The 11,443-nt window shown below is 74.1% G+C and carries 8 protein-coding genes; 4 read left to right on the top strand and 4 right to left on the bottom strand.

Translation table 11 applies throughout. The features are described from left to right. Nucleotides 1-231: 231 nt before the first annotated feature. Both AC3EUJ_RS22210 and ptsP read left to right on the top strand, forming a co-directional pair. Nucleotides 232-681, top strand: coding sequence for a PTS sugar transporter subunit IIA (locus AC3EUJ_RS22210; protein WP_431963980.1), 450 nt, complete (start codon nt 232-234; stop codon nt 679-681). Between the two features lie 79 nt (nt 682-760). Continuing rightward, nucleotides 761-2,431, top strand: coding sequence for a phosphoenolpyruvate--protein phosphotransferase (gene ptsP / locus AC3EUJ_RS22215; RefSeq protein ID WP_431963982.1), 1,671 nt, complete (start codon nt 761-763; stop codon nt 2,429-2,431). Between the two features lie 73 nt (nt 2,432-2,504). On the opposite strand, the gene AC3EUJ_RS22220 is transcribed toward ptsP, so the two are convergent. Further along, nucleotides 2,505-3,437 (bottom strand): hypothetical protein, encoded by a 933-nt coding sequence (locus AC3EUJ_RS22220; RefSeq protein WP_431963984.1) that lies wholly within the window; start codon nt 3,435-3,437, stop codon nt 2,505-2,507. A gap of 31 nt (nt 3,438-3,468) precedes the next feature. Then, on the bottom strand, nt 3,469-4,818 hold the full coding sequence (locus tag AC3EUJ_RS22225; RefSeq protein WP_431963986.1) for an MFS transporter: 1,350 nt from the start codon (nt 4,816-4,818) through the stop codon (nt 3,469-3,471). 47 nt (nt 4,819-4,865) lie between these two features. Here AC3EUJ_RS22225 and AC3EUJ_RS22230 point away from each other — a divergent pair, with 47 nt between their 5' ends. Continuing rightward, on the top strand, nt 4,866-6,185 hold the full coding sequence (locus AC3EUJ_RS22230; RefSeq protein ID WP_431963988.1) for an aminotransferase class I/II-fold pyridoxal phosphate-dependent enzyme: 1,320 nt from the start codon (nt 4,866-4,868) through the stop codon (nt 6,183-6,185). 43 nt (nt 6,186-6,228) lie between these two features. Here AC3EUJ_RS22230 and AC3EUJ_RS22235 read toward each other — a convergent pair whose 3' ends face one another. After that, a complete protein-coding gene (locus tag AC3EUJ_RS22235; RefSeq protein WP_431963990.1) occupies nt 6,229-8,244 on the bottom strand; it encodes an acetoacetate--CoA ligase in 2,016 nt (671 codons plus the stop codon). A gap of 220 nt (nt 8,245-8,464) precedes the next feature. Here AC3EUJ_RS22235 and AC3EUJ_RS22240 point away from each other — a divergent pair, with 220 nt between their 5' ends. After that, nucleotides 8,465-10,828: a glycoside hydrolase family 31 protein gene (locus AC3EUJ_RS22240; protein WP_431963992.1), complete on the top strand. Its 2,364-nt coding sequence runs from the start codon at nt 8,465-8,467 to the stop codon at nt 10,826-10,828. Nucleotides 10,829-10,846: 18 nt separating this feature from the next. Here AC3EUJ_RS22240 and AC3EUJ_RS22245 read toward each other — a convergent pair whose 3' ends face one another. Then, nucleotides 10,847-11,356, bottom strand: coding sequence for an NUDIX domain-containing protein (locus AC3EUJ_RS22245; RefSeq protein ID WP_431963994.1), 510 nt, complete (start codon nt 11,354-11,356; stop codon nt 10,847-10,849). Nucleotides 11,357-11,443 lie beyond the last annotated feature (87 nt).

Below are 11,443 nucleotides of genomic sequence, written 5' to 3' on the forward strand. Positions count from 1 at the left end.
TTTCGGCCTTTCGGCTTTCGCGCTCCCCGACTTTAGCAGATGCTTTCCGCCGGATTTACCGACCCATCGTGAGGACGCACGTCTCCGTGGCGTTCTCGTCGCGGGGTTAACCCAACGTACTGGAGGAGCCCGGTCGGAGCAAATCGGGGTTGCGTGCGGTGCCGTGGTGTGCCGGGCCTTGAGGGGGTGGCAGACTTGAGTGGTCTGGACCACTTGCTTGGAGGCTTCATCATGACGACTGTCTCGTCGCCCCTGACCGGGCGCGTCATCGGTCTGGCCGCGGTGCCCGACCCCGTGTTCTCGGGTGCCATGGTGGGGCCCGGCACGGCGATCGACCCCGTGCGCGAGCCGTCAGTGGCCGTGTCGCCGGTGGACGGGGTGGTCGTGTCCCTGCACGCGCACGCGTTCGTCGTGGTGGACGCAGACGGGCACGGGGTGCTGACCCATCTCGGCATCGACACGGTGCAGCTGAACGGCGAGGGCTTCGAGGTGCTCGTCAACAAGGGCGACACCGTCGTGCGCGGCCAAAAGATGGTGCGCTGGGACCCCGCGGCGGTCGAGGCCGCCGGCAAGTCCCCGGTGTGCCCGGTGGTGGCTCTGGAGGCGACGGCCGAGGCCCTGGCCGGCCTCGTCGAGGACGGAGAGGTGGCCACTGGAGCCACGCTCTTCTCTTGGACGTAGCCTTTCCGGCAAGGCCACTCCCGACGCATACACACAGGCAACGCGGTCGCGAGCGTCCGCGACAACGGAGACGGGTGAGATGGAGACAACGCTGCGAGGCGTCGGTGTCAGCCACGGCGTGGCGATCGGCGAGGTACGGCACATGGGAACCGCGGTTCTCGAGCCCCCGGCCAAGCAGATTCCGGCCGACGAGGCGCCGCGGGAGCAGGCCCGGGCGCGTCAGGCAGTCGAGGCGGTGGCCAACGACCTGATCGCGCGCGGCAACCTGGCCGGTGGCGAGGCGCAGGCGGTGCTGGAGGCGCAGGCGCTGATGGCGCAGGACCCCGAGCTTGTGGCCGATGTGGAGCGCCGGATCGCGGTGGGCAGCTCGGCGGAGCGCGCGGTGTACGACGCCTTCGCCTCCTACCGGGCCCTGCTCGCCAACGCGGGCGAGTACCTGGCGGGGCGGGTCGCCGACCTGGACGACGTCCGCAACCGGATCGTGGCGCGGCTGCTCGGGGTGCCGATGCCGGGTGTCCCGGACAGCGACGAGCCGTACGTGCTGATCGCGCGCGACCTGGCGCCGGCCGACACCGCGCTGCTGGACCCCTCGCTGGTGCTCGGCTTCGTGACCGAGGAGGGCGGGCCGACCAGCCACAGCGCGATCCTCGCGCGTGCGCTGGGGGTACCCGCGGTGGTGGCGCTGCCGGGCGCGACGGAGCTGGTGGAGGGCACGGTCGTCGCCGTGGACGGCAGCACCGGCGACATCTACGTCGACCCGGACAAGGACCGGCGGGCCGAGCTGGCGAAGGCCGCGGAGGAGCGCAGGGCGGCGCTCGCCGCGACCTCGGGGCCCGGTGCGACCTCGGACGGGCACAAGGTGCCACTGCTGGCGAACGTCGGCGGTCCCGCGGACGTCGAGGCCGCCGTGAAGGCGGGCGCGGAGGGCGTGGGCCTGTTCCGCACGGAGTTCCTCTTCCTGGACGACTCGAAGAACGCGCCGTCGGAGGAGATGCAGGTCGAGGCGTACCGGCAGGTGCTGGAGGCCTTCCCCGAAGGGCGGGTCGTGGTCCGGGTGCTCGACGCCGGCGCCGACAAGCCGCTGGAGTTCCTGACGCCCGCGGACGAACCGAACCCGGCGCTGGGCGTGCGCGGTCTGCGGACCCTGCTCGCCCACCCCGACGTGCTGCACACGCAGTTGCGGGCGCTCGCCACGGCCGCCGAGGGACTGCCGGTGTACCTCGAGGTCATGGCGCCCATGGTGGCGGACCGCGTGGACGCCAAGGCGTTCGCGGACGCGTGCCGGGCGGCCGGGCTGCACGCGAAGTTCGGCGCGATGGTCGAGATCCCGTCGGCGGCGCTGCGGGCGCGCTCGATCCTGCAGGAGGTGGAGTTCCTCTCGCTGGGAACCAACGACCTGGCGCAGTACACCTTCGCGGCGGACCGCCAGATCGGCTCGGTCTCGCGGCTGCAGGATCCGTGGCAGCCGGCGCTGCTGGACCTGGTGGCCGCGGCGGCCGACGCCGCGCGGGCCGAGGGCAAGAGCTGCGGTGTGTGCGGTGAGGCGGCCTCCGATCCGCTGCTGGCGTGCGTGCTGACAGGTCTGGGCGTGACGAGCCTGTCGATGGGCGCGGCGTCGATTCCCTACGTGCGGGCGACACTCGCGAAGTACACCCTGGCGCAGTGCGAGCGGGCGGCGGCGGCCGCCCGGGCGACGGACACGGCGGACGAGGCGCGGCGCGCGGCGCAGGCGGTGCTGTCCGGGGAGTGATCGCTTCCCGTGCTCCCCAGGGGCGTCCCACCGGTGGTGGGGCGCCCCTGGGCGTTCCCGCGCCCCGCGGAGCTCAGCCGTCCTCCGGTGGTGGGAGGACGAATCCGGGGCGGTGGACGACGCCGGGCTCGGGCGGTACGGGATCGCCGGACTCGGCGTCGGTGCAGTAGGCGTTGAAGACCTGTGCCTCGGTGAGGGGTTGGAGCCAGCCGTCACGCAGCGTCCAGCCGCGCACCTCGTCCGGACGGTCCGGTGGGGGCTGTCCGGTGCCCGTGCCGCTGCGCAGTACCAGGCCTCCGGGGCTGTCCTCCGCGATCCCCGCGGCGAGGACGGTGCAGCAGACCAGGGCCTCGGCCTCGACGAGGTGGACCATGCCCTGCTCGTCGCAGCGGGCGTGCATGGCGGCGAGGAGCGTGGTGCCCTCGGCGGGCACGCTGCAGACGAGGTGGTGGTGGCCGGGTCCCGCGGCTTCGAGGAGGCGCATCAGTGCCTGGGATGCGCGGTCGAAGGACGTACGGGCGAGGTCGTCGCCGCAGCCGGCGCAGTCCCCGGCGCGGGCCAGGATGCCGGAGGCCCGTTCCCAGGTGGCCTGGCGGCCCGCCTCGTACTCGAGCTCGGTGACGAGGAGTTCGAGGGGCTGTCCTGTGTAGGGGACGGTGGGTCCGGCCGTGGTGACGTCGGCGGCGTACCGCGTGCGGGAGCCTGAGCTGTCGGGGTCGTGGCCGGTGTCGGCGCAGTACTCGGCGTACTCGGCGGGGTCGAAGGGCCCGACGCGGGCGTGGATGCCGCGGGAGGCGAGGGAGCGCAGCAAGCCCTCGATCTGCCTCAGGTAGGTCCTGTGGTCGTCGAAGGTGAAGCTCCGGTAGCCGCGCATGGCGGCGAAGTCGGCGGGGTCGGTGAGGACGGCGACGGTGGTCGGTGCCTCGCGGCGCAGGGCGCGGCGGCCGGTCCTCGCGGCACGGCGGGCGGGGCGGGCGCTCTGCTTGCGGTGCTTGGTGTGTGCCATGACGGCTCCCCCTCGGTACGACGGTCAACTGTCACTCACCGTAATCGCCACCACTGACAGTCACCGTCGCGCTGGGGACGGCGGGGGTCTTCAGGTCCGCGGCCCCCTGCTCTTCCACGGCGTCCAGCCGGTCGAGGCGGCGGCGGACGAGGGCGCGCTGGCCGACGGAGACGGCGGCGAGTCCGGCGCCGAGGCCCAGCCAGCCGAGCGGGCCCGCGGCCATGACTGCGGAGGTGAGCAGCACCGGGCCGGCCGAGCGCTGGGCGGACTGCGCGAGCCCGTGGACACCGAGGTACGAGCCCTGGGACCGGCCGGGCGCGAGGGCGAGGGACAACTCCCAGGAGATCGCGGCGTGGACGATCTCCGCGGCGGTGAAGGCCGTGGCGGCGACGACGAGGGCGACGACGGCGGCCCCCGCCGAGCCCACGGCCGAGACTGCCATGGCCCCTCCCGCGACGAGGAAGGCGACGCCGAGCAGCGGCAGTGAGGCGGCGGCCCTGCGCGGCTCGTCGCCGAGGCGGCTGAGACGGACCTGGAAGAGCACGACGAGGACGTTGTTGAGCACGAAGAGCAGGGCGACGAGGCTGTGCGGCGCGACGGTCGCGGTGGCGATCCACAGGGGCAGGCCGACGTTGAGCGCGGTGTCGTCGAGGAGGAGCAGGGTCTCGGTGGCGGTGTACGCGAGGTAGCCGCGGTCGCGCCACGGGCTGGTGGCAGGGGTCTTCGTCCGGGGCGGTTCCCCGCCCGTGGTGGCGGGCGCGCCGGTCACCACGCGTGCGGGCGACGGTGGTTCGCCGCAGCGCAGGACGAGCAGGGCGGCGCCGGCGAAGGAGAGGGCGTCCCCGATGAGCATGGTGCGGTACGCGGTTCCGGTGCCGATGGCCAGGGCGACGGCGGCGGCAAGCCCGCCGACGCCGAAGCCGATGTTCACGACGGTGCGCTGGAGGGCCTGGTAGCGGACGCGGTCCGGGCCGGCGACGCGGGCGGCGTACAGCTTGGTGAGGACCGAGGCGGCACGGTCGCCGAGGCTGCCGAGCGCGGCGATGGCCAGGAGCAGCCAGAAGGTTCCAGTGAGCAGGATGCCGACGGCGGCCGCGGCGCGCAGGGCGTGGACGGCGGGCAGCAGCCGGGTGAGCGGGACGCGGTCCGCGACCCGGCCCGCGACGGGGGTGCCCGCTACGCCGACGGCGCCGGCGACGCCGAGCAGGAGGCCGATCTCGTGCGGGGACAGGCCGGCGACGTACGTGTAGTAGAGCGCCGAAGTGCCGTACCAGAGACCGGATCCGGCCTTGTCGGTGAGGCTCACCCAGAGCATGCGGCGGCCGTCGCGGCCGCCCGGTACGAGATCCTCGATGTCGCTGCGGCTGCGAGGGAATCGCATGCACTGCCCCCTTGACCCGAAGTTTGTATTGATACAGACTTGCGAATGTGGCAGCACAATATGCGATCAGTGGCACGAGCGCCAAGGGCATTGCCGCGTCCGTGGAACGGGGGGTGGCCGACGGGACGTTGTCCCCGGGGACCGCGCTCCCGCCGGTGCGGACGCTGGCCGATCGCCTGGGAGTCAGTCCCGGCACGGTGGCGACCGCCTACAAGGAGCTCCGGCAGCGCGGGATCGTCGTCACGCGCGGCCGTGGCGGCACCGTCGTCGCGCAGGCGCCCGCGGTGGCGTCCAGGAGACCGCCGAAGGTGCCCGACGGGCTGCGGGACCTGACCGGCGGGCATCCGGACCCGGCCTTCCTGCCGGAACTGCCGGCGTCGGTGCGCGTGACGCCCGGGGTGCGCTCGCACCGTTCGGCCCCGCGCCTGCCGGAGCTGGAGGAACTGACCCGCATGTGGTTCGACCGCGACGGGGTCCCGGCGGACGACGTGACGTTCGCGCACAGCGCGCTGGACTGCGTCGGGCGGCTGCTCTCCGTCGAGTCGCGGCCCGGCGACGCGGTGGCGATGGAGGACCCGGGCTACCACCATCTGCTCGACCTGGTGCCCGCGCTGGGCCTGCGGATGGTGCCCGTCGCGGTGGACGACGAGGGCATGCGGCCCGACGCGCTGCGCGACGCGCTGCGGGCCGGGGCCCGCGCGGTGGTGTGCAGTCCGCGCTCCCAGAACCCGTACGGCGGGTACTTCTCGCCGTGGCGACGGGACGCTCTGCTCGCCGTGCTGCGGGAGGCGCCCGACGTGCTCGTCATCGAGAACGACCACGCCGCGGAGATCGCGGGCGTACCGCTGAACAGCCTGACGTCAGGAGGGCTGCCGCGCTGGGCGCAGGTGCGCACGGTCACCAAGTACCTGGGCACGGACCTGCGGTGGGCGGCCCTCGCCTGCGACCCGACCACACTGGCGCGGCACGACGGGCGGCTGCTGCTCACCTCGGGGTGGATCAGTCATGTGCTGCAGGCGATGGCCGCGCGGCTGATGACGGACGCGGCCGCACGGCTGCTCGTGGAGGCGGCGCGGGACGCGTACGCCCAGCGGCGGGAGGCCCTGGTCGCGGAACTGGGAGCGCGCGGGATCGCGGCGCACGGGGCGAGCGGGCTGAACGTGTGGGTGCCCGTGCGGGACGAGGCGGCGGTGGTGAACGGACTGCGCTCGCGCGGGTGGTGGGTGGCCGCGGGGGCGAGGTTCCGGCTCGCGGCGGGGCCCGGGGTGCGGATCACGACCGCGGGGCTGCGGCCCGCGGAGGCGGGCACGCTGGCCGCCGACTTCGCGGGCGTCCTCGGCGAGTTCGGGGCGACGTACGGGGGGTGAGGCGGGCCGGGACCCGGGCCCGCCTCACCCCCCGGGGCGGCGCTCAGCCGCGGGTGCGGGCCAGCTCCTCGTAGAACCTGAGCAGCTCCAGGTTGTCGACGGAGCCCGGGTTGACGGCCTTGTCCAGCGGCGTGCCCTGCAGCAGCTTCTTCACCGGGACCTCGATGCGCTTGCCGGTGAGGGTGTGCGGGACGCCGGGGACCGGGATGATCTCGTCCGGGACGTGTCGGGGGGAGAGCTGTTCACGGATGATGCGCTTGACCTTGTCGCGGAGGGCGTCGTCGAGCACCGCGCCCTCGGCGAGCTGCACGAACAGGGGCATCCAGTAACCGCCGTCGGGCTGTTCGATGCCGATGACCAGCGACTCGCGGATCTCCGGGAGGCGTTCGACGGCCTCGTAGATGTCGGCGGAGCCCATGCGGACGCCCTGGCGGTTGAGGGTGGAGTCGGAACGGCCGTGGATGACCACCGTGCCGCGCGAGGTCAGCGTGATCCAGTCGCCGTGCCGCCAGACGCCGGGGAACATCTCGAAGTAACTGTCGTGGTAGCGGCTCCCGTCGGGGTCGTTCCAGAAGTGGACCGGCATCGACGGCATGGGGTTGGTGACGACCAGTTCGCCGACCTCGTCGGTGACGGGCTTTCCGTACGGGTCCCAGGCCTGCAGGTCGGTGCCGAGGCAGGGGGCCTGGAGCTCGCCGATGTACACCGGAAGGGTCGGGACGCCGCCCGCGAAGCAGCTGCACACGTCGGTGCCACCGCTGACGGAGGCGATCCACAGGTCCTCCTTGACCTCGTCGTGGATCCAGCGGAAGCCGTCCGGCGGGAGCGGGGAGCCGGTGGTGGCCACGCACGTGACGGCCGACAGGTCGTGGTCGCGGCCGGGGTGGACGCCGGCCTTGCGGCAGGCGATGACGTACGCGGCGGAGGTGCCGAACACGGTGGTGCCGGTGCGCTCCGCCACGCCCCACTGCGCCCCGGTGTCGGGGAAGCCGGGACTGCCGTCGTACAGGACGATCGTGGATCCAGCGAGGAGGCCGCCGACGAGGAAGTTCCACATCATCCAGCCGGTGGAGGTGTACCAGAAGAACCGGTCCCGCGGCCCGAGGTCGAGGTGGAGGCCGGTCTGCTTGAGGTGCTCCAGCAGGATGCCGCCCTGGGACTGGACGATGGCCTTGGGCAGGCCGGTGGTGCCGGAGGAGTAGAGCACCCACAGCGGGTGGTCGAAGGGGACCTGCTCGAAGACCGGCTCGGGGTCGCCGGAGACCAGGGACTCCCACTCCAGGGCGCCCTCGGGGGCCGCCGTGCCCAGCAGCGGGATGTGCACGACGGCGCGCAGCGAGGGCAGTTCGGCGCGCAGCTCGGCGACGACCCCGGTGCGGTCGTGCTCCTTGCCCCCGTAGCGGTAGCCGTCGACGGTGAACAGGACGACGGGCTCGACCTGCTGGAAGCGGTCCAGCACGCTGCGTGCGCCGAAGTCCGGGGCGCAGGACGTCCACACGCCGCCGACGGCGGCGGTGGCCAGCAGGGCGACGACGGCCTGGGGGACGTTGGGCAGGTAGCCGCTGACCCGGTCGCCGGGGCGGACGCCCAGGGCGCGCAGCTCGTGGGCGAGGGAGGCGACCTGGCGGCGCAGGTCGGCCCAGCTCGTGGCGCCGGTCTCATGGCGCTCGTCGAGGTGGAGCAGGGCGGGCTCACCGGCCCGCGTCGCGTCGCCGGCGGGACGCAGTGCGTGCTCGGCGTAGTTGAGGGTGGCCCCGGGGAACCACTTCGCGCCGGGCATGGAGGCGTCGGCGAGGACGGTCGCGTACGGGGAGGAGAAGCGCACGTCGAACCACTCGACGACGGATTGCCAGAAGGTCTCGGGCTCGCGCACCGACCAGGCGTGCAGGGCGTGGTAGCCGGCGACCGGGTCGGCGGTGTCGGGGGCGGGCGCGCCGTGGTGCTCCGCCGCCCAGGCCTGGAAGCGCGTCACCTGGGCACCAGAGACACGGTCCGGGCCGGGCTGCCAGAGCGGCTGCTCGGTCGCCGGGTCGGCGGTGGGCTCAGGTGTGGTGCTCATGGGGCGGCTCCCGGACGGTACGCGACGCTGCGTGATCTGCGGCTGGACCCCGGCCGGGCGGAATGTCCCCGGTCGCGGCTGGGCAGGACGATGCCACGCGATCGTCTCAGGCGCCAGGGCACGCCCCACACATTGGGGGGTGGAAGCATGTGCCGGGCCGCCAGGTGGAAGGTGGCCGGCCGGCGGCTGGGCGGGCGGGAACGGAGAAAGGGTGGGCCTCATGGATGCTCGGGACCTGGTGCGGCAGGTACGGCAGGTCGGATCGGCGAACGGGCTGAGGGCGGTGCGCGCGGCGTGGCGCCGGCAACGCACCGACGCACGTGACCTCCCGCGGCGGGGACCGGAGCGGGCGCGGGTGCCGGGACCGGCCGAGGGCGCGGATCCGCTGCCGGGCGGCGGGCTGGTCCGCTTCGCCCGGTCGACCCTGCGGGTGCGGGTCGCGGCGGGCGGCGCGGTGTTCTGCGGCTGGGACGGCGCCGAGCCGGAGCCGTCGTACGCGCTGGACGGCAGTTGCCCCGACGCCGACACACGGGCGGTCATCGAGCCCGACAAGGACGGCTGGCGGGTGGTGTCGGAGCGGATCACGGTGCTGGTCTCCCGGCACGGGGCGGTCGAGTTCCGCACGCCGGGGGGCCTGCTGCTGCGGCGTGACCTGCCGCCACGCTGGTGGGACCCGGTGAACACGGCGAACCCGGCGGGCGGCGCGGAACCGCGCTGGGTGCAGCGCTCTGAGACCGCCGCGGACGCGGCCGTCTTCGGGCTCGGCGGGCGCGCCGCGGGGCCGCGGCTGAGCGAGGGCACGTACCGGCTGTGGAACACCGACCCCGGCGGCGCCTTCGAGCCGGAGACCGATCCGCTGTACATCACCATGCCGCTGCAGCTGGTCGTCGCCGACGCGGGCAGCCATCTGGTCTTCCACGACAACACCTGGGACGGCCGGGTGACCCTGCGCGACGGCGAGGAGGGCGCGGGTTCCGGCCACGACCGCCCCGGCGGCTGCGAGACACGGATGGACGGCGGCCCGCTGCGCTACTGGGTGATCCCCGGCACGCCCGCGCGGATCCTCTCCTCCTGGACCGCGCTGACCGGCCGGCCGGCGCTGCCGCCGCGCTGGGCGCTGGGGTACCAGCACTCGCGCTGGGGCTTCGGCACGGCGGCGGAGGTGCGCCGGGTCGCGGCGGGCTATCGTGAGCGGGAACTGCCGCTGTCGGCGCTGCACCTGGACATCGACCACTTCGACGGCCACCGGGTCTTCACCGTCGACCGCGAGCGCTTCCCCGACCTGCCCGCACTCGCCGAGGAGTTGCGCGGGCACGGGGTGCGCCTGGTGTCGATCGTGGACCCGGCCGTCAAGCTGGAGCCGGGCAACCCCGTCCACGACAGCGGGGCCGCGGCCGACGCCTTCGTACGGGACGCGCAGGGACGCACGGTGCACGGCGTGGTGTGGCCCGGCGACGCGGTCTTCCCGGACTTCACCGACCCGCGGGTGCGCAAGTGGTGGGGCGGCCTCTACGCGGAGCGTCTGTCGCAGGGCTTCGCCGGGGTGTGGCACGACATGAACGAGCCGGTGTCCTTCGCCGCGTTCGGCGACACCACGCTCCCCCGCTCCGCGCGGCACGCGCTGGAGGGCCGCGGCGGCGATCACCGCGAGGCGCACAACGTGTACGGGCTGACCATGGCCCGGGCCGGCCACGAGGGGCTGCGCGAACTGCGGCCCGGCTCCCGGCCGTTCCTGTTCTCCCGCTCCGGCTGGGCGGGCATGCAGCGGTACGGCGGCACATGGTCGGGCGACGTGTCGACGGGCTGGCCCGGGCTACGTTCGTCGTTGTCGCTGGTGCTGGGGCTCGGCCTGTGCGGGGTGCCGTACTCGGGGCCGGACGTGGGCGGGTTCACCGGGAACCCGTCCCCTGAGCTCTACCTGCGCTGGTTCCAGATGGCCGCGTACCTCCCGTTCTTCCGCACGCATTCGGCGATCGACGCCGGGCACCGTGAGCCGTGGGAGTTCGGGCCGCGCGTCCTGGAGGCGGCCGGGGCGGCGATGCGCGAACGGGAGCGGCTGATGCCCTACCTGTACACGCTCGCGCACACCGCGCGGCGTTCGGGCGCGCCCTATGTGCGGCCGGTGTGGTGGGGCGATCCGGAGGACCGCAAACTGCGCTCGTGCGGGGACGCCTTCCTGCTGGGGGACGCGCTGCTGGTGGCGCCGGTGCTGGAGCAGGGTGCGACGGAACGGGCGGTGCGGCTGCCCAGGGGCCGCTGGTACGACACCGCGACCGGGGAGGCGTACCAGGGGCCCGGTCAGGTGCTGTTGCCCGCGCCACCGGAGCGTGTCCCGGTGCTGGCCAGGGCCGGCGCCGTGGTGCCGGTGGCGGAGGAGGACGGCACGGTGACCCTGGAGGTGTGGGCTCCGGCGCCCGGGCGCGGCGGGGGCGGCACGTTGATCACCGACGCCGGGGACGGCTGGGCCGACCCGCGGGTGGAGCGCTTCACCTCGCGGATCGCCGACGGCGAGGTCGTCGTGGTGCGTGAGGACCACGACGCGGTGGGGTACCCGGTGCGCGTGCGTGGCGCCGCGGTTGGGTAGCGGCCGTTCGGTGCCGCCTCAGTAGCGGCCGCCGAACCAGTTGCGCACCGCCGCGGTGTGCAGCGGGAAGGCCAGTTCCGCGGGGGCGAGGAGGATCTCCCGGCCGTCGGTCTCGTCGGTGGCGACGGCGGGCGGCAGGTCCCGCGCGGCGCGCTCCGGCAGGAGGCCGAAGACCAGCAGGTGCCCGCTGTCCCCGCTGAGGGCGTCCGCCAGCCGTACGTCGCCCGCGGCGGCCTTGATGCCGGTCTCCTCGTCGAGTTCGCGTACCACGGCCTCCTGCCACGTCTCGCCGAGGTCCACGAAACCACCGGGAAGGGCGAGCAGTCCCCGCCGCGGCTCGATGGCCCGGCGGACCAGGAGCAGACCGGTGCCCTCGGCGGTGCGCACGGGCAGCAGGGCGACAGCGACGGGGAGCGGATTGCGGTACGTGACGCCACCGCAGGCGGCGCAGGTGCGCGGCCATCCCGCGCCAGGGGCGAACTCCGTACCGCAGTAGGAGCAGTGGCGGTCCTTGCGGCGAGTGCTCACGCGCGGACTGTAGCGGATTGACCGGCCGGGCACGGGTGTCGTGCGGAGCCCTGTCCGTCGCGGCGGGTGAGAGGGCACACTGGCGCC

Source organism: Actinacidiphila sp. bgisy160 (genome assembly GCF_057707815.1).

What these genes read in the sequence shown, in the direction of transcription:
- AC3EUJ_RS22210 (WP_431963980.1), top strand. Translation starts at nt 232, where the DNA reads ATGACGACTGTCTCGTCGCCCCTGACCGGGCGCGTCATCGGTCTGGCC.
- ptsP (WP_431963982.1), top strand. Translation starts at nt 761, where the DNA reads ATGGAGACAACGCTGCGAGGCGTCGGTGTCAGCCACGGCGTGGCGATC.
- AC3EUJ_RS22220 (WP_431963984.1), bottom strand. Translation starts at nt 3,437, where the DNA reads ATGGCACACACCAAGCACCGCAAGCAGAGCGCCCGCCCCGCCCGCCGT.
- AC3EUJ_RS22225 (WP_431963986.1), bottom strand. Translation starts at nt 4,818, where the DNA reads ATGCGATTCCCTCGCAGCCGCAGCGACATCGAGGATCTCGTACCGGGC.
- AC3EUJ_RS22235 (WP_431963990.1), bottom strand. Translation starts at nt 8,244, where the DNA reads ATGAGCACCACACCTGAGCCCACCGCCGACCCGGCGACCGAGCAGCCG.
- AC3EUJ_RS22240 (WP_431963992.1), top strand. Translation starts at nt 8,465, where the DNA reads ATGGATGCTCGGGACCTGGTGCGGCAGGTACGGCAGGTCGGATCGGCG.